Below are 18,897 nucleotides of genomic sequence, written 5' to 3' on the forward strand. Positions count from 1 at the left end.
CCTTAGAAGGCGACCTTGTCGCCGCCCTTCAGGGACAGGATCGCGCGCGCCTCGCCGGGCGTCGCCACCTCCATGCCGAGCCCTTCGATGATCTTGCGCGCCAGCACGACCTGCTCGGCGTTCGATTTGGCGAGCTTGCCCCTGCCGGCCCACAGGCTGTCTTCCAGCCCGACCCTTATGTTGCCGCCGAGCGCCGCCGACTGCGCGGCAATGCGCAGCTGGCTGGCGCCGGCGCCGAGCACCGACCAGCGGAACTGGTCGCCGAACAGCCGGTCGGCGGTGCGCTTCATATGGGCTACGTCTTCCGGGTGTGTGCCGATGCCGCCGAGCAGGCCGAAAACCGACTGAACGAAGAAAGGCGGCTTCACCAGCCCGCGCTCGGCGAAATGAGCGAGGTTGTAAAGATGGGCGATGTCGTAGCACTCGAACTCGAAGCGCGTGCCGTTGTCGTAGCAAGTTGCCAGGATGTATTCGATGTCCTTGAACGAGTTGCGGAAAACGAGATCGCGCGTCGCCTCCAGATGTGGCTTTTCCCAATCGAACTTGAAGGTCTCGTATTTGTCGGCCAGGTGATAGAGGCCGAAATTGATCGAGCCCATGTTGAGCGAAGCCACCTCCGGCTTGAATTGAGCGGCCGGGCGCACCCTCTCCTCGACCTTCATGTAGGGGCTGCCGCCGGTGGTGATGTTGATCGCCGCGCTGGTGCCTTGCTTGACGCGCGGCAGGAAGCGGGCAAAGGCCTCCGGCGTCTGGTCGGGTTTGCCGGTCTCCGGGTCGCGGGCGTGCAGGTGCAGGATCGCCGCGCCCGCTTCGGCCGCCGCGATCGCCTCCGAAGCGATCTGGTCCGGGGTGATCGGCAGATAGGGCGACATGGTCGGCGTATGGATCGCGCCTGTCACCGCGCAGGTGATGATGACCTTGCCCTTGGCCGTTTGGGCGCTGGGTTTGCGGCTGGTTTCGCTCATTGTCCAAACTCCTGATCCGATTTCTTCTTGTGCGCCGCCAGCGCCATCAGCCGCCGATCCCGCCACACCTGGCGATCGCCAAGGTCTTTTCTGGGCAATCGCTTGCTGCGCTCGGCCTCGACGGTCTCCATCACCTCGCCGCCCCAGTCGACACGACGCAGCATCTGCGGAAAGATGTTGGAATAGATTCCCTGATAGCGCTCGACATAGTCGCGCACGCCGCCGGGCGCGTTGAGATCGATGGTCTCGAACGGCCCCATGAAAGACCAGCGCAGCGCCAGCCCATCGCGAATGCCTATGTCGACGTCCTCGACGCTGGCGTAGCCGTCCGCGACCAGCCGGAAGGCCTCTTCCAAGAGAGCGCCCTGCAGGCGGTTCATAACGAAGCCGTCGAGCTCGCGCTTCATCACCAGCGGCGCGTGGCCGGCATCGACGAGGAAGGCGCGGGTTCTTTCGAGCGTCTCGGCGGAGGTCCATGGCGCCGGCACCACCTCCGCGGCCGGAATGAGATAGGGCGGGTTGATCGGATGCACGACCAGGCAGCGGTGCCGCCCTTGCAGATGGTCGGTGAATTTCGACGGCAAAAGCGCCGAGGTGGAGCTAGCGATGACCGTTTGCGGGCGAGCAAGCTTATCGATCAGGGAGAATACTTCCCGCTTCACATCGAGGTTTTCAGGCGTGTTCTCCTGGACATGGGCTGCATCGGCCAGCGCCTCCGCCAGCTCGCTGACGACAGCGATGCGGCCCAGCACGGTGGCGACGGATTGCCCGCGCAGCAGGTCATTGGCGGCTAGGTCGCCGAGCACGCCGGCGATGTAGTCGCGCGCCCCGCCCGTCGCGGTCGGCGACTGGTCCCACATACGCACATCGTGACCGGCGCGGGCGAAGCTGATCGCCCAGGCCCGTCCGATGAACCCGCTTCCGACAATTGCAACCGTGGCCATCCCTGATCCTCACAACGTCTCGACATTGCCGTCGACGCCGAGCGACTGCCCGGAAATGTTGATGCCGGCGTCCGACAGCAAGAAGGCGACCATCGAGGCCACGTCGTAGGGGCTGGTCATGCGGCGCAGCGAGATGTTCTGCAGATAGCGTCCGGTCATCTCCTCGTGACTGATGCCGACCTGCCTGGCGCGCGCCGAGATGACGCCTTCGATGCGTGGCCCCTCGATGATGCCGGGCAGGATGGCATTGACCCTGATGCCTTGCGGGCCGAGCTCCTTGGCCAGGCTCTGCGTGAAACCGATGACGCCGAACTTGGCGGCCGAATAGGGCGTGCGGAACGCATAACCGTGGCGGCCTGCCGCCGACGACATCGAGACGATCGAACCGCCGCCCGCCGCCTTGATCAGCGGCACGGCGCGCCGCGCGCAGAGAAACTGGCCGGTCAGACAAACGTCGATGCAGCGTCGCCAGTCGTCAGGATCGATCTCGTCGACACCGCCCGTCGGTCCGGCGATACCGGCATTGTTGATCAGCGCGTCGAGCCCTCCGAGTTTTTGCTCCACGGCCTCGAACAGCCGGTCGACGTCGTCGTCGCGCGAGACGTCGGCCTTGACCGCGTCGACCAGTGCGATCTTCTTAGGCGCGGCGGCCAGAGCCTCGTCGGACACGTCGCAGACCATTATGCGCGCGCCGAGCCGCGACAGCGTTTCGGCGATGGCGAAACCTATGCCGCCTGCACCTGCCGTCACCAGCACGCGCTGTCCCTTCAGCCCGGCCAGAAATTCGTCCGCCGACACTGGTGCCTTTGAGCTCATAGTTCAGTCCTTTCATTGCAGCCGCCGTTCGCGCAGCGCCATGACGGCGCCCAGAACGACCAGCCCGTAGAGAATTGCCCGCGTTGCATAGGGCAGCGTGGTGCCGGCCAGCAGCATCTGCAGCGCCGTCAAAAGCAGCACGCCGCCGAGCATGCCGAGATAGTGGCCGCGCCCGCCAGTGATCAGCGCTCCGCCGACCACCACGACGGCGATCGACGGCAACAGGTAGTCGTCGCCCATGCCAAGGCTCGCCTGGCCCGAAAAGCCGGTCAGCATGACGCCGACAATGGCAGCGCAGACGGCCGAAAGCATATAGACCAGGATCAGCGTGCGCTCGACGCCGATGCCCGACAGACGCGCCGCGCGCAGCCCGTTGCCGATGCCATACACCCGGCGTCCGAACGGCGTGCGCCCGAGCAGCAGCACTGCCCCGGCCACGAACACCACCATCAACAGAACGACCGGCGTGACAAAACCGAACTTGGCCGTCATGAACCAGCGCAGCATCGGCGAGGAAAAGCCGGCCGGCGTTCCCTGCGAATAGAGCAGCGCGAAACCCTGCAGGATGCCGTTGGTGGCGAGCGTCATGACGATCGGCGAGATGCCGAGATAGGCGATGCCGAAGCCGTTGGCGAAACCGATGGCGCAGGCCATCATCAGCACGACCGGCAAGGCGTACACAAGAGCGGAGTCGGAGCCGTTGACCATGCCGGCGAGGATGATGCCGGAAATGCCGATCGTCCACGGCACGGAAAGGTCCAGGCCGCCGGTCAGGATGACGGTTCCCTGCCCCAGCGCCGACACGGCGAGGAAGGACGACAGGACCAGCAACGAGTTCCAGTAGCCCGGATTGAGGATGGCGCGGCCGAGCCAGATCTGTGTGACGATCACGATCGCCAGCAGGCAGACATAGGCAGGCAGCGCATAGCGCAGCGCCTCGGCGTTGCGCAGGCGAAACGCCGGGCGTGGCGATGCCGGCCGGCGCTGGGCATTCGACGGTTCGGCGACTTTGAGCCGCCGGTCGATCGGTTCGAGCTGCGAAGGCAACATCCCGGCGCGCCAGGCGGCCAGCCGGGCACGCGCCGCGCGCAGTTGCGCGGCAAGCACGGATGTGTGGGACAAGGATCCGGCAAGAGCCGCCAGCACCAGAATTGTGCCTTCCGCGATGGTCGAATAGTAAGCCGACACATTGAGCACCAGCAGGATGTTCACGACCATCATCAGGATGTAGGCGCCGAAGACGGTGCCGACCGGACCACCCTGCCCGCCGCCAAGGCGCGAGCCGCCGACGACGACCGCGGCGAACATCGACAAAAGCAGTGGGTTGCCGACCAGCGGGTCGCCGCTGCCGGTCTGCGCGCTGATGAACACACCGGCGAGACCGTAGCAGCCGCCGGCGATCACATAGACGGCAAAGCGCACCAGCACGATGTTGATGCCGACGGAAGCGGCCGAATCCACGTCGCTGCCGACGGCATAGAGCGCGGTGCCGAAACGGGTTCCCTTCAGCCAGAACCAGGCGAGCAGCACCACGCCGATCACCACCAGCGGCATTGGCAGCCAGCCGGCGATCGCATCGCCGAGATAGAAGGTGCCGAGATCGGGCGACACGAAGCCGCCGGGCTTGTCCATGACCAGCAGCGTCACCCCCTGCAGGATGAACATGGTGGACAGCGTCACCACGATGGGCTGCATGCGCAGCACCGCGATGAAGAAGCCGTTGAAGGCGCCCACCGCCATGCCGACACCGATGCCGACCGTCGTCCACAACAGGATGCTGGCGCCCGGCGCCATCGGGTCCATGCTCGATGCCAGCACGACATTGACCAGCGAAATCACCGCGCCGGCGGAGAGATCGAAGCCCCCCGAAAGGATCACGATGGTCTGGCCGATCGCCGCGAGCGCCGATGTCGCGCCGCCGCTCGACAGGAACGACACGTCGAAATAGGTCAACGGCCCGGCGCTGATCCAGTCGACGATGAAAAGTAGGATCGCAAGCACGGCCGCGGCGATCAGCGCGCCGCGATTGCGCATCAGCGCGCGGCGCAGCCCAAGGCCCATGGAAACAGGAGACGAACCGCTGCTCATGCGGCGACATCCCCGGCATGCCCGAGCGCCGGCCGCATGATGGCGGGCTCGGTGATGGCGTCTCCTTCGAGTTCGGCCGCGATGTGTCCGTCATAGAGAACAAGGATCCGGTCGCATTGGTGAACCAGCTCGGGGATTTCGGTCGAGTGCAGCAGGATCGAGCCGCCGGCGGCGACGTAGTTTCGCATCATCACATAGAGCTCATGCTTGGTGCCGACATCGATGCCGCGCGTGGGATCGAACAGGAGCAGGATGCGGCTCTGCGCCACCAGCCATTTGGCGATCGCGATCTTCTGCTGGTTGCCGCCGGAAAATGCGCCGGCCCGCGTCCACAAGGCACGGCGGTCGACCTCGACGGTGGCGAATGCTTCCTCGACCGAGCGGCTCTCGGCAGCGGCGTCGACAAGGCCGAGCCGTGTGAAACGCGACACGACCGGCAGCGTGGCGTTCTGGCTGCCCGACAATTTGAGGAACAGACCCTCGGATTTGCGATCCTCGGGCACGAGTCCGATCGCCATGTTGGGCCTAAGCGCATCCGCCGGTGAGCCGAGCCACACCTTGCGGCCGTCGACAAGGATGTGGCCCCGGGTGATTTCGGCCATGCCGAAGCAGGCCAGGAACAGGTCCTGCTGGCCCATGCCCTGTAGTCCGGCAACGCCCAGGATTTCACCACGGCGCAGATCGAAGCTGGCGCCGTCGAGCTTGCGTCCGACCTTGAGATCGCGCGCGCCCAGTACCGGCGGGCCGAAAGCCTGGGCGCCGTCGGGCTTGGGCGGGAAAGTCTGTTCGATGCTGCGGCCGATGATCTTTTCGATGACGTCGGCGTCCGAGATATCGCCAACCGGCGCGGTCACGATGTGGCGGCCGTTTCTCAGGATCGTCAGCGTATCGCAAAAGGCGCGCACCTCGCGCATGCGATGAGTGATGAAGACAATCGTGGTGCCCGCCGCTTTCAGCCTGGCAATGATGTCGCCCAGCCAATCGACGTCGCGGCCGGCCAGCGTCGAAGTCGGCTCGTCGAGCAGCAGGATGCGCGGCTTGCGATGGACCGCCCGGGCGATCTCGATCTTCTGGCGCACGGAAAGCTCGAGTTCGCCCACCTCGGCGTCGAGATCGACGGCAAAACCGAGATCGTCGATATGGCGGCGCACTGCCTGGCGCGCCGCCTTGCGGCGGATCAGACCGGTCACGCCGACAGGAGCATAGGGCAAAAGCATGTTGTCGAGGACGGAAAGATCGCGCACCAGGGTCATCTCCTGGAACGCCGTCTGCACGCCCAGCGCATGTGCGGCGCGCGGCGCGCCATAGCCGATCTCCTTGCCGAAGACCCTGATATGACCGGCACTCGGTCGCACCAGTCCCGACAGCAATTTGACCAGGGTCGATTTGCCGGCTCCGTTCTCCCCAAGCAGCGCGTGGACGCTGCCGGGCTCGACGCGAAACGACACGCCGTCCAGCGCGACGGTCGGGCCGAAGGCCTTGCCGATGCCGTCGATCTCAATGGCGGGGAGCGCGGAGTGTTCGGTCATGTCCTCGATCACCGGGCTACGCCCTTCGAAACGCATTAGCGTGGATCGACGATGCGTGGACAGAACGCCCGCGCATCGTCGAGATTTGCCTTGGGAGGCTCAGTTCTCCGGCTGCCCGACAAGCGCGGCGTTGAGGCCGATCTCGGGCGTCTGGTCCGAAAAGATCGAGGCGAACCAGCCGGGGTTGGAAACCAGCGACGGCTTGAAGACGTTGCAGCCGGCCTTCATCTCCTCCCACGTGCCTTCATTGCACAACTTGATAGTCTCATTGGTGACGACCGGCAGCGGCAGGATCGTGGTTTTCGGCACATCCTTGCCTTCGATCGCTTCGACGGCAAGCTTAAGCGCCAACGCACCCGAGTAGGGTGGCGAAGCGTAGGATATGCGCTGGGCGCCCGCCGGCGCGTAAGGGGCAGCCGCGCCTTCGACTTCGGTGCCCTGCGGCAGCATCTGAATGCGGCCGCCATTGGAGCCTTCGCCCGCACATGGCAGCAGCTCGCTGGCTTTCTTGCCTGCCTCGAGCTGCATCGAATTGGCGGTGAAGCAGCCGACTTGCATCCACAGCCCATTGATGTCGCCCCAGCTCCGGGTCGCGAGGATCTTGGACAGTTCGGTCCGGGCAACCGCCTGGCTCCACATGCCGACAGCCTCGCCGACAATCTTGATGTCGGGATATTTGGCAAAGACTTCCTTGGCTGCCTTGGTGCGCTGGTCGTCGACCGATGTTCCGGGAACCCCCGTGATGGCGATGATATTGCCCTTGCCGTTGAGCTTCTTGACCAGCCATTCGGCGGTTACCCTGCCCGCTTCCAACTGGTCGATATGGACATTGTAGGCGCAGGGCTCGGTGATCTCGGCGTCATAGGCGAAGACCTTCACCCCCTTGTCGCAGGCGTTCTTCACCACCTGATTGAGCGCGGTCGGCGAGATCGGATAGACGACAATCGCCTCGGCGCCGCTTTGCACCATGGCGTTGATCTGCTGGATCTGGCGCTGCGCGTTGGGTCCGGCCACCTGGACCTGCAGGTCAACCTTGTCGGCCAGGCTCTTGTGAGCGGCAATGGCCTTGACCATGTTTGCCGCCTCGGCCTGCCAATCGTTGCCGATGTAGCTCATGCTGAGAAAGATCTTGTGCTTTCCGGCTGCTTCGGCGCCCGACACACCAAAGGCGCAAGCGGCCATGCCGGCCAGCAGCGCGAGCTGCCGGACTTTCAATCCGATTTCCATGTGAATTCCTCCCGATACCAGCGAACGCTTCCCAAGGACCCGAAACGTGGCCCTTGTCATTCGGCGGCTGCGACCGTACCATCATTTGATCAAAGATCAATGATGAAATAGCGTTATTTCGAGTGAGGCGCGGACGCTTGACGCAGCAGCCGGAACCTTGCATTCGGGAAGCAGGTAACAGAGTGGTCTTACGCGGGAAGATTGACGGGAGATGGCTGGAGCGGCGTTCAGGAAGCCGGGTGTGGAAATCGCACCGCTGTCCAAGGAAACTTTGCAGGACAGGGTTTACCGGCATGTCACGGAACTGATCCTCGACGGCAGCATCGTGCCCGGCGAGATGGTGACGGTGCAAAGCCTTGCCGACGCCTTCGGCGTCAGCCCGATGCCGGTCAGGGAGGCGCTTAGGCGCCTCACCGCCGCCAACGCGCTGATGGTGGTGTCGGGCCGCTCCATAGGAATTCCGGCCCTGAGCCGCGCGCGCCTCGTCGATCTCAGGAATGTCCGCTTCGAGATCGAGGCGATTGCCGCCGCATGGGCGGCCGAGCGCATGAGCGACCAGGACATCGCACGGCTGCGCCAGCTTCTGGATGCACTTGAACAGGCCAATGCGGCTGGCGACGTCAAATCTTACCTGCGCGCCAACTACGCCTTCCATTTCTCGATCTATCGGGCGGCGGGCTCCGAAAACATCCTCAGCATCATCGAGAATCTGTGGCTGCAGATCAGCCCCTATTTCAACATGCTGCACGATTCCGGAAACTATTCGACGGCCAACGAGCACCATCAGGAGATGTTTGCCGCGTTGCGAGACCGAGACGCGCAAGCGGTCAGCAAGGCCATCCGCGCCGATATCGACGCCGCTTTCCAAGTCCTGGTCGATCTGCTGAAATAGGATTTCACGCACCGGGCCGCTCAGCAGTCGGCGGATGAATTCAAGGCGGATCAGTTTTGCAGCTTGCGGCGATCTGGCCGATTGCCTCGGAGAGACCCGCGAGCTCGAAGTCAGCCTCGCCGCGTCCCGACAGGAGGCCGAAGCGCCATGACAGCGTCAGCCGGTTCGCTGAAGCCAGGCGCTTGATGCCGTCGTCTCCATCCCTGACCAGCGTTCTGCCGCGCGAGCCGACCGACCAGCTTTCATCGGTTTTGCCGCCGCCATCGACAATGACGGAGATGGTGATCTTGCGGCTGGCGGAGACGGCATCGCTGAGCTGCAGCCATTCGCTCCAGCGTGGTTCGCCATCGGGCCGGCAAGCCAAGGTCAGCACCGGGCTGTACCCCAGCGCGCCGCCCCCGGTGATCAGCTTGTTGCTGGCATGCAGCGATGCCGTGACCTGTTCGTCGCTGCCGGTGTTTACGCGCCAGTTGCCGAGATCCGGCCCAGTCCGGTCACCTCCTTCGGCCGCCACCAATAGGAACGCTGCCGAGTCCGGCTCGGCGCGGACGCCCCCAACGATCACTGCCAGCAAGAGCGCCGGGGCAATAACCACGCCTCTTATCAAGAACCCCAGCCTCACAAGTGCCTCCACACATCCGCGAAATGCGATGAAAAACAGATAATGTTCAATGGATGGTATCGCCAGCGGTAGTTGATCAAGACAATTTGCCTGCGTTGCCGCGCCGCCACAATGAAAAAGGCCGCCCGGAGGCGGCCTTTCGAAATCGGGGTGCTGAAACCTGTTACTCGGTTTCCTTCGCCGCCTTTTTCTTCGGCGCGGCCTTCTTCTTCGGCTCTTCCGCCTCGTCGGCGGCTTCACTTGCCTTGGCTTCGGCCTTCTTCGAGGCAGCCTTCTTGACCGGCTTCGCCTTTGTAGCGGTTTCGGCCTCCTCGTCGTCGGCCATCAGCTCGTCCTTGCCGACCTTGACGTCGTTGACCGAGATCTGGCCGAGCAGATAATCGACGACCTTCTCTTCGAACATCGGCGCCCGCAGTGCGTTGATGGCTTCCGGGTTGCCGCGATAGAACTCGAAGGCTTCCTGCTGCTGGTTGGCCGGGAAGCGGCGCACCTGCTCGAACAGGCCGCGCTGCAGTTCTTCATCCGACACGGTGACGCCGGCCTTCTCGCCGATCTCGGCCAGGACCAGGCCAAGACGCACGCGGCGTTCGGCAAGGCGCGAATATTCGGCGCGCGCCTCTTCTTCCGTCGTCTCTTCGTCGGTGAAGGTGCGGCCGGCGGCCTCGAGGTCGCGGTTGACCTGAGCCCAGATGTTGTTGAACTCGGCCTCGACGAGCTTCGACGGCGCCTCGAAGGAATAGGCGGAATCGAGCTGATCGAGCAGTTGACGCTTCACCTTCTGGCGAGTCATCGAGCCGAACTGGTTCTCGATCTGGCCGCGCACGATCTCGCGCAGGCGCTCGAGCGATTCCAGGCCGAGATTCTTGGCCGTCTCGTCATTGACCTCGAACTCGCCGGGCTTGGCCACTTCCTTGACGGTGACGTCGAAGGTGGCTTCCTTGCCGGCCAGATGCGCCGCCTGGTAGTTTTCGGGGAACGTGACGGTGACCTGCTTCTCATCGCCGGCCTTCGTACCGACCAGTTGGTCCTCGAAGCCCGGGATGAACTCCTTGGAGCCGAGCACCAGCGGTTGGTCGGTGCCGGCGCCGCCGGCGAAAGCCTCGCCGTCGATCTTGCCGAGATAGTCGATGGTCACGCGGTCGCCCTCAGCGGCCTTGCCGGTCTTCGGCTCATAGCTGCGCGCCGATTCGGCAACGCGCTTGACCTGATCGTCGACTTCCGATTCCGGCACGTCGTAGACCTGACGCGTCACCTTGATGTCGGAGAAATCCTTGATCTCGATCGCCGGGATGACCTCGTAGTTGAGGCTGAATTCGAAGTCGGAGCCGCCGGCCAGGATCTTCTCGGCCTCTTTCTCGTCCTCGGTCATGATCACTTCGGGCTGCATGGCTGCCTTTTCGCCGCGCCCCGAGATGATCGAACGGGTCGAGTCGTTGAGGATCTCGTTGACGACCTCGGCCATGAACGACTTGCCGTACATCTTGCGCAGGTGCTGCACCGGCACCTTGCCCGGACGGAAGCCGTTGATGCGCACCTTGTCGCGGGCATCGGTAAGCCGCGCCATCAGCTTGGCTTCCATGTCACCGGCCGGCACGGTGATCTTGATCTCGCGCTTGAGACCGGAGTTGAGCGTTTCGGTGACCTGCATCCTAGAACCTTTGTTTTCAACAATGAGACTGCCAAACGGTCTTAGCCGTTTACAGCCTGCCGGTATGATGTTGCCGGAAATGGCTTTTGGTACGGAACCTGGCGATTTGACCGCTAATGCGGTTCAAACTCTCCTGAACTACGCTTTGCCGGATGCGAATAAGTCTTTGTTTTTCCTATAACTTTTCACATCTTGCAGAAGCGGAAACTCACGTTCCGTCACATTCGACACGCCTTTTGTCACAGGCTAGGCCAATTTTCAACTATCTTCGCGTCTAGCCGGATAAGCATGATCTGGGCGCCGACATTGACAGAATGATGGCTACATGGGATTGCCGGGGAAAGCGGATGTGGCGGAATTGGTAGACGCCCTGGATTTAGGTTCCAGTGCCGAAAGGCGTGGGGGTTCGAGTCCCTTCATCCGCACCATCCTTTCGCTCTTCGAGCTTCGGGTGGCGAGCCACCCATAGCTAATGTCGCTCCTACTGTGGAAATCCCTGAGGAACTTAGGCAAGCCCACAAACACTGCTCCAACCATCGGCAGGAAGTGGAGAGCAGCCTAATCTGCGGATGCTTCTTTTGCCTTTCCGTCTACCCGCCCTCTGAGATCCGAGAATGGGTCGATGAAGATCACGACGGAGGTGGGACGACGGCGACCTGCCCCAAATGCGGCATCGATTCTGTTCTTGGAGACAAATCAGGCTACCCGATAACCGACGTCTTCCTGAAAAGCATGAAGACGCTTTGGTTCTGGTAATTCAGTAAAACGGCTCCTCGAACAGCGTCTTGTCGCCATCCATCAGCGCCTTGATCTGCGCCGTGCCGTTGGCCGAGAGCGCGAGCTTGATGCCGAACGGCCGCACGCGAATGTCGTCCTGGATCGTCATGCCCTCGCCTTCCGGCAGATAGAACCGGTCGATTCCATAGTCCGGCGCGATCGTCGAACCGGCGTCACGCAGGCCCCAACCTTCGGCGACGCGTCCGGCAATGTCGGCCTCGTCCGGGCCGGCCGGCGCCGGCGCCTGGCCGAACCAGGCGGTGGTCGGCTGCCAATAGCCGTCAGCTCCCTTCTTCAGCCGCACCACGATCGATGTGTCGTCGCTGGAGAGCTGGCCTTCCGGAATGTTGGCGATCAGCTTGACCGGGATCCGCGAGATGTTGTTGTTGAGCGAGATATAGTCGCCGCGCAGAAGGTCGCGCGGATCGACGGGCTCGACCTTCAGAAGCACTTCCTTGCCGTCGCGCAGGATCGCGGCGCGGCCGGCAATGATCCAGCTGAGAAAGCCGATCTGGACAAGCGCCAGCACCAGCGCCGAGACGATCAGTTTTTTCCCGCTCATGCCACTGCTCCTCCGCTGGCGGGCGTCTTCATGCGTTTTTCGACGCGGATGATGATCAGCGCCAGTACTCCGAGCAGCACGGCCGCGGACAGGAAGAAACCGGCTGTGTCGAGCATCGACTGCAGCATCACCCCATAGATCATGGCGAGTTCGAAGGCGAAGCCGGCATAGGCTACCCAGCGCAAGCCGCGGCTCTCACGGCCGCCCAGAATGATTGCCGCGACGATGCCGGCAAGCGCGACCGCCGACGCAATGGCAAAGCCGCTATTGTAGGTCGCCTCGTCGGCCAGTTCGAACTGGACCATTGCGAGGCCTGTGAGAAAGCCGATGAGCGCATGCAAGGGAAGCCGGCCGCCGAGCTGCATGATCCTGTCCACCGGTTCAGCGGCGAGGATCCCCGCGGCAAAGGCCAGCGCCGAGACAAGCACCACCGGAATGGCGACCTGGAGCATGTTGTGGTCCAGCGCCAGCAGCACGAGGTAAGACAGGATCGAGAGGATGATCAGGTGCCGCGCAGCCTGACTGCGCGTCCAGAACGAAATGGCGAACAGCACCAGCGCGATTGCCACGAAGAGATGGGGAAACTCGGAGCGGCGGAAAAACCCGCCCCATTTGAGGAAGAGCCAGGCATCGGCAATGCCGACGGAGGCGACGGTGAGCGGGTTCGAGCGCAGCACCACCGCCGCCAGCGCGGTTCCGGCGCACCAGGTCAGCAGCGCCGAGGCCTCGTCGCCGGACAGATGATACATCTGGCCGATCAGCGCGATCGATCCGCCGAAGGCGGCCGCCGCCACGATCCACAGCGCCTCCGCGATCGCCGCATGATCGCGGGTCTTCAGCACCGCGCCGCCGACGTAGCCGGCAAGGATGACGGCAAAAAGCGCCGCCACGCGCAGCAGGCGTGGGATGGCCTCCCAGTTGGCGGCGACGAAGATCAGGATCGCGGCGCCGAACAGCAGGGCCGCCATCATCGCCAGGATCGAACCGAAGCTCAGCGATGCCCGTTCATTGGCGGCGACGTCGCGCGTCAATGCCTCCGCCGTAGGCGCATCGATCAGCCCGCTGTCCCGCCAGCGGGCGATATCCGCCCTTACCCTTGTCGCATAGCCCGCCACGCGTTTCCCCCAAGCTAGGTCATTTTTTCAGCCGCAAGGCCCAAACCGTTGACGCGGCGGCATTTTCCGATTCGGCCTTCTTTGCGACGCAGCCGTGAATGGCCGTTAATGTTGCATTGCACAATTTGCATTGCTGCCATGCGCCAATCGCACTTTTAAATCGATATGACCGCACCTATTTTCTGTTCGTACGCAAACGGAATAATCCGAACCAAAGACGAAACGAGCACTACCATGAACCTGATCCGCAACTACCGCAACTGGCGCCGCTACCGGGACACCGTTTCCGAGCTGAGCCGCCTGTCGAACCGTGAACTGACCGACCTCGGCATCAGCCGCAGCGACATCCACTACGTCGCCCGCAAGGCGGTCTAATCCGCTTCGGACCGCGAATGGTCCGAGCAAGTTTCTGAAAGAGCAAGACAATGAACCTGATCCGCAACTATCGTAACTGGCGCGTTTATCGCGAGACGGTTTCCGAGCTGGGTCGTCTGTCGAACCGTCAGCTCCATGATCTTGGTATCGTCCGTGACGAGATCAAGATGGTCGCCCGCAAGGCGGTCTAACCAGGAATTTCGCCAGGGTCGACCTCCTCCCCGACCCTGACGGATACGGGCAACCCCTACCTCCTCCCAGGGGTTGACCACCGAAACGGCGCCCGCCGGACCTCCTCCCCCGGCGGGCGTTGTTCAAAAGCGAACGAAGTTCGTCTTCCAGGGGTTTCGCCCCCTCTAAAAAGCGAAAGGAATTTCGTCAAAGCCGACCTCCTCCCCGGCGATGACGAATTAGGTCGATCTTCACCTCCTCCCGAGGATCGACCACCAAAACGACACCCGCCGGACCTCCTCCCCCGGCGGGTGTTGTTGTTTTCAGAGCATGATCCCGAAAAGTGGGAACCGGTTTTCGGAAAAGATATGCTCCAGCTAGAGTCAGGGCAGGCTTTCCCGCCTTCGCCGGCAATTGCAATCGCTTCGCCAAGCGACTATTCCGGCGCTCATGAACAAAAATCCAGTACACGTCATCGGCGGCGGCCTCGCCGGCTCCGAAGCCGCATGGCAGATCGCGCAAGCCGGCATCCCTGTCGTGCTGCATGAGATGCGTCCCGTGCGCGGCACCGATGCGCACAAGACCGACGGTCTGGCCGAGCTCGTATGCTCCAACTCTTTCCGCTCCGACGATGCCCAGAGCAACGCGGTCGGCCTGCTGCATGCCGAAATGCGGCTTGCCGGCTCGCTGATCATGAGCGCCGGCGATGCCAACCAGGTTCCCGCCGGCGGCGCTCTGGCCGTCGACCGTGACGGCTTTTCCGACGCGGTCACCGCGAAGATCGAGGCGCATCCGCTGATCGCGATCGAGCGCGAGGAAGTGCCAGGACTGCCTCCGGCGGATTGGGACCAGGCGATTATCGCCACCGGCCCGCTGACCGCGCCGTCACTGGCGCAGTCGATTGCGGAAGCCACCGGCGCCGACGCGCTGGCCTTCTTCGACGCGATCGCGCCGATCGTGCATTTCGATACGATCGACATGAACATTTGCTGGTTTCAGTCGCGCTACGACAAGGTCGGTCCCGGCGGCACCGGCAAGGACTACATCAACTGCCCGATGGACAAGGAGCAGTATTTCGCCTTTGTCCAGGCGCTGCTCGACGGGCAGAAGACGGAATTCAAGCAGTGGGAAGGCACGCCCTATTTCGACGGCTGCCTGCCGATCGAGGTGATGGCCGAGCGCGGCGTCGAGACGCTGCGCTACGGTCCGATGAAGCCGATGGGGCTGACCAACGCCCACAATCCGACGGTCAAGGCCTATGCCGTCGTGCAGCTTCGCCAGGACAATGCGCTGGGCACGCTCTACAACATGGTCGGTTTCCAGACCAAGCTGAAGCATGCCGAGCAGGTACGCATCTTCCGCACCATCCCCGGACTTGAGAACGCCGACTTCGCCCGGCTCGGCGGCCTGCACCGCAACACCTACATCAACTCGCCGACGCTGCTCGATCCCTCGCTGCAGCTGAAGTCGCGGCCGGGACTGCGCTTTGCCGGCCAGATCACCGGCTGTGAAGGCTATGTCGAAAGTGCCGCGATCGGCCTGCTCGCCGGCCGCTTCGCCGCCGCCGAACGGCTCGGCCAGGCGCCCTCGCTACCGCCTTCGACCACCGCCTTCGGCGCGCTGCTCAACCACATCACCGGCGGCCACATCGTCTCGGACGACGAGCCGGGCAAACGCTCCTTCCAGCCGATGAACGTCAATTTCGGCCTGTTCCCGCCGGTGGAAGCGCCGAAGGCCGAAGGCAAGCGCCTGCGCGGCAAGGACAAGACCGTCGCCAAAAGGCATGCGATTACGTCGCGGGCACTGGCCGATTGCCGGCAGTGGCTCGGACTGCCCATGCGGGCCGAAGCGGCGGAGTAGCCTTACCCGTTGCAGACATTCTTCCTCCGGCTCTATCTTTGGGTCGGGGGCCCAAATGAGCATCACCTGGCGTGATATCGCTTTTCAATTTGAATCGGATGTAGCGCAGGCGGCGGCGGAAGCGTGGTCCTGGTTGTTGCCCGAGCCTTGGACCCCACTTGTCTGCTCCATGGTGGGCGGCATGTTTGTCGAGCGGCCGAACAAGGAGGTTCATTGGCTAGACACAGGGACAGGCTTGGTCGAGCGGGTCGCTCTCAGTCGGGCGCGATTCGAGGAGATGATCCGGGTGTCTCCTGACCTCGTCGACGAGTGGTTCCTGCCTCCGCTTGTCGTACGCCTTCACGCCGCTGGCAAGAAGCCGAAGGCGGGGGAATGCTTCGGCTTCACCATCTTGCCCGTCTTCGATGAAGGCAAATTCGACATCAAGAACATGTTCGTAGTTCCAGTCAGAGAGCAGTTCATCGGCATGGCCGAGGTTCATCGCCAGATTAACGAATTGCCCGACGGCTCACGGGTGCGGATCAAGGTCGTCGATTAGGCTGGTAAGCTACTCCGCCGGCTCGGCGCTCGCCCCCGGCAACCCCGGCTTGCCCGCCTCTCCCGGATTTCGCCTGACATAAGCCGCCTTCAGCGTCTCCGACGTGTCGCGCGAGCCGTCATGGCTCCAGCCCGGCGGCTGGATCAGATAGTTGAGCCGCTGGCTGAGCGTCAGCCCCGGCGTCAGCGCGTCCTTGAACATGCCGATCCATTCATGGAAGGCGACCTTCAGCGGGTTGAAGGTGCCGATGTTCTTTACGATGCCGTAGCGTGGCCGGTCTTCCTCCAACTCCGCGACGAAGGTGCCGAACATGCGATCCCAGATGATCAGCGTGCCGGCATAGTTGGCGTCGAGATAGCGCGGATTGGTGGCGTGGTGGACGCGGTGATGCGAGGGCGTGTTGAAGATGAACTCGAACCAGCCCCACATCCTGCTGATCGTCTCGGTGTGGATCCAGAACTGCCAGACCAGGTTGAAGCCGAAGACGAAGGCGATAACCGCCGGATGGAAGCCGAGCAGCACCAGCGGCGCCTGCAGCACGAACATGAAGGTGAAAAGCCCGGTCCAGCTTTGCCGCAGCGCCGTCGAGAGATTGTAGTGCTGGCTGGAATGGTGGTTGACATGCTCAGCCCACACCCAGCGCACCTGGTGCGCGATGCGGTGATAGACATAGTAGCGCAAATCGTCGAGCAGGAAGGCGGCGACGAAGACCCAGATCGAGAGACCGAGATTGAAGAAGCGGAACTGCCACAGCCACAGCAGCGCCCAGTAGGACACGACGCCGAGCAGCAGGCCGGCGACGACATTGCCGGTGCCCATCATCAGGCTGGCCAGCGTATCGCGCGTCTCGAACGATCCCTTGGCACGGCCGGTGCGCACCAGCCAGAGCTCGATCAGGATCGCGGCGACGAAGAAGGGAATGGCAAGCTGGGTGACCTGCGGGAAATTATACTGGTCCATCACGCCGCCTCTCGGATTTGATCACGGCCTTGCAGCGCGGCCGCCACCGCCAGCGCGTCGGCTTCGTCGGCGAAAACGAACCTGCCGCCTTTCCAGGTGAAATCGTGGAGCCGCACCGAGACCTCATTGCCTTCCCGCGCCAGCGCCAGGATGTCGGACGGCGTGACGATGCGCGTCAGAAAACAGTCGCCGATGCTCTGGACGATGCCCAGGCGCTGCGGGCCGAGTTCGAGAAACGCGGCGTGGTTGTCGGCTGTCAGCCGCACACTGCCCGGCTTCTCATCGGGAAAATCCTCGGCAAAGCGCGCGAGCGCCTGACCGGTGCCGGCAAGCGTCGCGTTTGTCGTGCCACCGGTGAAATGCACGGCCGCGACGGACAAGGCGATGCCGAACACGACTAGGACGACCAGGACTGGCAGGCTCATGGAAAGGCGGCTCCTCCGGCGGCTCGCATTTCTTCGACGCGAGTCCACACGACAAAACCCCTAGCACGGTTGACGTTTACGTCAAAGAGGCTCCCAGCCCCGCATCGCATGACGCAGCAGCAGCCAGTGCCGACGCAAGGTGGAGAGCGCCGCCGTTGTGTTGAGCGGCGACCTGCCCGCCTTCTCCATCTTGTCGAGATAGGCACGGGTCAGTGCCAGCGGCAGGAAGGCGGGTCGCAGCGTAACGGGAAGCGCCGGCGCGCCTTTCTCGAAGGCATTGAGATGCTCCCGCGCCAGTGCGATCATCGCCGCAACGGCGCGCTCCGCGGCAGCCCCGCTTTCTCCCTTGACGAACTCTTCCGGCGTCGTGCCGGCTGCCGCCAGGATATCGGCAGGCACAAAGCACTGCCCGCGCCGGCGATGCAGCGGCAGGAGCAACAGCAGGCCGGTGATGGCCTGCGCGCAACCGGCCCTGCCCGCCAGTTCGGCAAAGCCAGGCGCCGCAGCCGGATCGATCACCATGGCCGCAAGCTGGATAAGTGCGGCGGCCGTCTCGCCGCAGTAGCCTTCAAGGTCGGTACGCGACGGCATCGGATCGTCATAGAGATCGAAGATACGCGCCTCGAGCATGTACTCGAACGCCGCTTTCGGCAGCCCGTTGGCCGATATCGTCGCGCGCAAGGCATCGGCGGTCGGGTGGCCTGTCTCGGCATCCCCGTCGGCCGCGATGATGTCGCGCCACCATTGCAGCCTGACCTCGCCCGGCAGCGGCTCGTGGATACGGTCGCGCACGCCGGCGATCTCGGCATTGAAGGCATAGAGCGCAAACAGCGCGTCGCGCTTGTCGGCCGGCGCGTAGAGCGCAGACAGATACCGGTCATGGTTGGCGGCGCGCACCGCGTCCATGACGATGTTGCCATTCTTGACGATGTTGGACCTGCCGGCCATTCAATCGACGGCGATCAGTGCCGCGGCCACGGCGCGGTCTTCGGCCAGGAGCACATTGTAGGTCCGCACCGCCGCTCCCGTCGACATCGGGTCGGCCGAGATGCCGGCCTCCTTGAACGCGGCGCGCAGCGCCGCAGGCAGCGGCCGCAGTTCCTTGCCCATGCCGACCAGCAGTATCTCCACCTTGCCGACCTCGGCGAACAGCCTGTCGAAGTCCGAGGCCTTCAGCGCCAGCGGATCGGCCGGCTCCCAGCCATGGATGCCCGAGGGCAGGACGAGCAGCGATCCGCGATGCGACATGTCGGCAAAGCGGAAGCCGCCATTGCCATAGGCCTCGATCGGCGCCTTGCCGGGGAAATGCGCCTCACGGATGATGATGCCTTTGGCCATGGGTCTAGAGCATGATGCCGAAAAGTGTGGAGCAGTTTTCGGACG

The 18,897-nt window shown here is 63.4% G+C and carries 19 protein-coding genes and 1 tRNA gene; 6 read left to right on the forward strand and 14 right to left on the reverse strand.

Annotated elements, in window-relative coordinates; genetic code table 11:
* Positions 1 to 2: 2 nt before the first annotated feature.
* The 6 genes from kce to DPM33_RS19185 all read right to left on the reverse strand — a co-directional run bounded on the left by kce (position 3) and on the right by DPM33_RS19185 (position 7,569).
* Positions 3 to 965, reverse strand: a complete 963-nt coding sequence (kce, locus tag DPM33_RS19160) for a 3,5-dioxohexanoate:acetyl-CoA acetone transferase (protein WP_112099007.1) — start codon at positions 963 to 965, stop codon at positions 3 to 5.
* A complete protein-coding gene (locus DPM33_RS19165; RefSeq protein ID WP_112099008.1) occupies positions 962 to 1,909 on the reverse strand; it encodes a 3-hydroxyacyl-CoA dehydrogenase in 948 nt (315 codons plus the stop codon). Before DPM33_RS19165 ends, kce begins: the two co-directional genes overlap by 4 nt.
* 9 nt (positions 1,910 to 1,918) lie before the next feature.
* Complete coding sequence (locus DPM33_RS19170; RefSeq protein WP_112099009.1) at positions 1,919 to 2,725, reverse strand: SDR family oxidoreductase; 807 nt, start codon at positions 2,723 to 2,725, stop codon at positions 1,919 to 1,921.
* Between the two features lie 12 nt (positions 2,726 to 2,737).
* Positions 2,738 to 4,813, reverse strand: coding sequence for an ABC transporter permease subunit (locus tag DPM33_RS19175; RefSeq protein WP_112099010.1), 2,076 nt, complete (start codon positions 4,811 to 4,813; stop codon positions 2,738 to 2,740).
* On the reverse strand, positions 4,810 to 6,342 hold the full coding sequence (locus tag DPM33_RS19180) for a sugar ABC transporter ATP-binding protein (RefSeq protein ID WP_112099222.1): 1,533 nt from the start codon (positions 6,340 to 6,342) through the stop codon (positions 4,810 to 4,812). Before DPM33_RS19180 ends, DPM33_RS19175 begins: the two co-directional genes overlap by 4 nt.
* A 99-nt stretch (positions 6,343 to 6,441) precedes the next feature.
* Positions 6,442 to 7,569: a sugar ABC transporter substrate-binding protein gene (locus DPM33_RS19185; RefSeq protein ID WP_112099011.1), complete on the reverse strand. Its 1,128-nt coding sequence runs from the start codon at positions 7,567 to 7,569 to the stop codon at positions 6,442 to 6,444.
* Between the two features lie 211 nt (positions 7,570 to 7,780).
* Here DPM33_RS19185 and DPM33_RS19190 point away from each other — a divergent pair, with 211 nt between their 5' ends.
* Positions 7,781 to 8,461, forward strand: coding sequence for a GntR family transcriptional regulator (locus tag DPM33_RS19190; RefSeq protein WP_112099012.1), 681 nt, complete (start codon positions 7,781 to 7,783; stop codon positions 8,459 to 8,461).
* Between the two features lie 40 nt (positions 8,462 to 8,501).
* On the opposite strand, the gene DPM33_RS19195 is transcribed toward DPM33_RS19190, so the two are convergent.
* Both DPM33_RS19195 and tig read right to left on the reverse strand, forming a co-directional pair.
* Positions 8,502 to 9,056: a hypothetical protein gene (locus DPM33_RS19195; protein ID WP_245442249.1), complete on the reverse strand. Its 555-nt coding sequence runs from the start codon at positions 9,054 to 9,056 to the stop codon at positions 8,502 to 8,504.
* Positions 9,057 to 9,246: 190 nt separating this feature from the next.
* Positions 9,247 to 10,731, reverse strand: a complete 1,485-nt coding sequence (gene tig, locus DPM33_RS19200; protein WP_112099013.1) for a trigger factor — start codon at positions 10,729 to 10,731, stop codon at positions 9,247 to 9,249.
* A 343-nt stretch (positions 10,732 to 11,074) separates the two neighbouring features.
* On the opposite strand from tig, the gene DPM33_RS19205 reads away from it, so the two are divergent.
* Positions 11,075 to 11,159, forward strand: a tRNA-Leu gene (locus DPM33_RS19205).
* Between the two features lie 329 nt (positions 11,160 to 11,488).
* On the opposite strand, the gene DPM33_RS19215 is transcribed toward DPM33_RS19205, so the two are convergent.
* Both DPM33_RS19215 and DPM33_RS19220 read right to left on the reverse strand, forming a co-directional pair.
* On the reverse strand, positions 11,489 to 12,070 hold the full coding sequence (locus tag DPM33_RS19215) for a GDYXXLXY domain-containing protein (RefSeq protein WP_112099014.1): 582 nt from the start codon (positions 12,068 to 12,070) through the stop codon (positions 11,489 to 11,491).
* The gene (locus tag DPM33_RS19220) at positions 12,067 to 13,185 is read right to left on the reverse strand and encodes a DUF2157 domain-containing protein (protein ID WP_112099015.1); all 1,119 of its coding nucleotides are present in this window, start codon (positions 13,183 to 13,185) and stop codon (positions 12,067 to 12,069) included. Before DPM33_RS19220 ends, DPM33_RS19215 begins: the two co-directional genes overlap by 4 nt.
* A gap of 234 nt (positions 13,186 to 13,419) precedes the next feature.
* Here DPM33_RS19220 and DPM33_RS19225 point away from each other — a divergent pair, with 234 nt between their 5' ends.
* The 4 genes from DPM33_RS19225 (at position 13,420) to DPM33_RS19240 (ending at position 16,129) form a co-directional block, all read left to right on the forward strand.
* Positions 13,420 to 13,560 carry a DUF1127 domain-containing protein gene (locus DPM33_RS19225; RefSeq protein ID WP_006335194.1) on the forward strand — a complete coding sequence of 47 codons (141 nt, stop codon included), beginning with the start codon at positions 13,420 to 13,422 and terminating at the stop codon, positions 13,558 to 13,560.
* Between the two features lie 50 nt (positions 13,561 to 13,610).
* Positions 13,611 to 13,751, forward strand: a complete 141-nt coding sequence (locus DPM33_RS19230) for a DUF1127 domain-containing protein (protein WP_112099016.1) — start codon at positions 13,611 to 13,613, stop codon at positions 13,749 to 13,751.
* Positions 13,752 to 14,181: 430 nt separating this feature from the next.
* A complete protein-coding gene (trmFO, locus tag DPM33_RS19235; RefSeq protein WP_112099017.1) occupies positions 14,182 to 15,591 on the forward strand; it encodes a methylenetetrahydrofolate--tRNA-(uracil(54)-C(5))-methyltransferase (FADH(2)-oxidizing) TrmFO in 1,410 nt (469 codons plus the stop codon).
* A gap of 55 nt (positions 15,592 to 15,646) precedes the next feature.
* Positions 15,647 to 16,129, forward strand: a complete 483-nt coding sequence (locus DPM33_RS19240; RefSeq protein ID WP_112099018.1) for a T6SS immunity protein Tdi1 domain-containing protein — start codon at positions 15,647 to 15,649, stop codon at positions 16,127 to 16,129.
* Between the two features lie 9 nt (positions 16,130 to 16,138).
* Here the strand turns inward: DPM33_RS19240 and DPM33_RS19245 are convergent, their stop codons facing one another.
* From DPM33_RS19245 to DPM33_RS19260, 4 genes are all read right to left on the reverse strand, one after another.
* The gene (locus DPM33_RS19245) at positions 16,139 to 17,089 is read right to left on the reverse strand and encodes a sterol desaturase family protein (protein WP_208648427.1); all 951 of its coding nucleotides are present in this window, start codon (positions 17,087 to 17,089) and stop codon (positions 16,139 to 16,141) included.
* Positions 17,089 to 17,514 (reverse strand): hypothetical protein, encoded by a 426-nt coding sequence (locus DPM33_RS19250; RefSeq protein WP_112099020.1) that lies wholly within the window; start codon positions 17,512 to 17,514, stop codon positions 17,089 to 17,091. Before DPM33_RS19250 ends, DPM33_RS19245 begins: the two co-directional genes overlap by 1 nt.
* 81 nt (positions 17,515 to 17,595) lie before the next feature.
* On the reverse strand, positions 17,596 to 18,462 hold the full coding sequence (locus DPM33_RS19255; protein ID WP_245442250.1) for a phytoene/squalene synthase family protein: 867 nt from the start codon (positions 18,460 to 18,462) through the stop codon (positions 17,596 to 17,598).
* Positions 18,463 to 18,852 (reverse strand): Mth938-like domain-containing protein, encoded by a 390-nt coding sequence (locus DPM33_RS19260; protein WP_112099021.1) that lies wholly within the window; start codon positions 18,850 to 18,852, stop codon positions 18,463 to 18,465.
* Between the last annotated feature and the right edge of the window lie 45 nt (positions 18,853 to 18,897).

Source organism: Mesorhizobium hawassense, from assembly GCF_003289945.1.
In the GTDB taxonomy this organism is placed as follows: domain Bacteria; phylum Pseudomonadota; class Alphaproteobacteria; order Rhizobiales; family Rhizobiaceae; genus Mesorhizobium; species Mesorhizobium hawassense.

What these genes read in the sequence shown, in the direction of transcription:
- DPM33_RS19215 (WP_112099014.1), bottom strand. Translation starts at nt 12,070, where the DNA reads ATGAGCGGGAAAAAACTGATCGTCTCGGCGCTGGTGCTGGCGCTTGTC.
- DPM33_RS19170 (WP_112099009.1), bottom strand. Translation starts at nt 2,725, where the DNA reads ATGAGCTCAAAGGCACCAGTGTCGGCGGACGAATTTCTGGCCGGGCTG.
- DPM33_RS19190 (WP_112099012.1), top strand. Translation starts at nt 7,781, where the DNA reads ATGGCTGGAGCGGCGTTCAGGAAGCCGGGTGTGGAAATCGCACCGCTG.
- DPM33_RS19260 (WP_112099021.1), bottom strand. Translation starts at nt 18,852, where the DNA reads ATGGCCAAAGGCATCATCATCCGTGAGGCGCATTTCCCCGGCAAGGCG.
- DPM33_RS19175 (WP_112099010.1), bottom strand. Translation starts at nt 4,813, where the DNA reads ATGAGCAGCGGTTCGTCTCCTGTTTCCATGGGCCTTGGGCTGCGCCGC.
- DPM33_RS19245 (WP_208648427.1), bottom strand. Translation starts at nt 17,089, where the DNA reads ATGGACCAGTATAATTTCCCGCAGGTCACCCAGCTTGCCATTCCCTTC.
- DPM33_RS19250 (WP_112099020.1), bottom strand. Translation starts at nt 17,514, where the DNA reads ATGAGCCTGCCAGTCCTGGTCGTCCTAGTCGTGTTCGGCATCGCCTTG.
- DPM33_RS19180 (WP_112099222.1), bottom strand. Translation starts at nt 6,342, where the DNA reads ATGACCGAACACTCCGCGCTCCCCGCCATTGAGATCGACGGCATCGGC.
- DPM33_RS19255 (WP_245442250.1), bottom strand. Translation starts at nt 18,462, where the DNA reads ATGGCCGGCAGGTCCAACATCGTCAAGAATGGCAACATCGTCATGGAC.
- DPM33_RS19225 (WP_006335194.1), top strand. Translation starts at nt 13,420, where the DNA reads ATGAACCTGATCCGCAACTACCGCAACTGGCGCCGCTACCGGGACACC.
- tig (WP_112099013.1), bottom strand. Translation starts at nt 10,731, where the DNA reads ATGCAGGTCACCGAAACGCTCAACTCCGGTCTCAAGCGCGAGATCAAG.
- kce (WP_112099007.1), bottom strand. Translation starts at nt 965, where the DNA reads ATGAGCGAAACCAGCCGCAAACCCAGCGCCCAAACGGCCAAGGGCAAG.
- trmFO (WP_112099017.1), top strand. Translation starts at nt 14,182, where the DNA reads ATGAACAAAAATCCAGTACACGTCATCGGCGGCGGCCTCGCCGGCTCC.
- DPM33_RS19185 (WP_112099011.1), bottom strand. Translation starts at nt 7,569, where the DNA reads ATGGAAATCGGATTGAAAGTCCGGCAGCTCGCGCTGCTGGCCGGCATG.
- DPM33_RS19240 (WP_112099018.1), top strand. Translation starts at nt 15,647, where the DNA reads ATGAGCATCACCTGGCGTGATATCGCTTTTCAATTTGAATCGGATGTA.
- DPM33_RS19165 (WP_112099008.1), bottom strand. Translation starts at nt 1,909, where the DNA reads ATGGCCACGGTTGCAATTGTCGGAAGCGGGTTCATCGGACGGGCCTGG.
- DPM33_RS19230 (WP_112099016.1), top strand. Translation starts at nt 13,611, where the DNA reads ATGAACCTGATCCGCAACTATCGTAACTGGCGCGTTTATCGCGAGACG.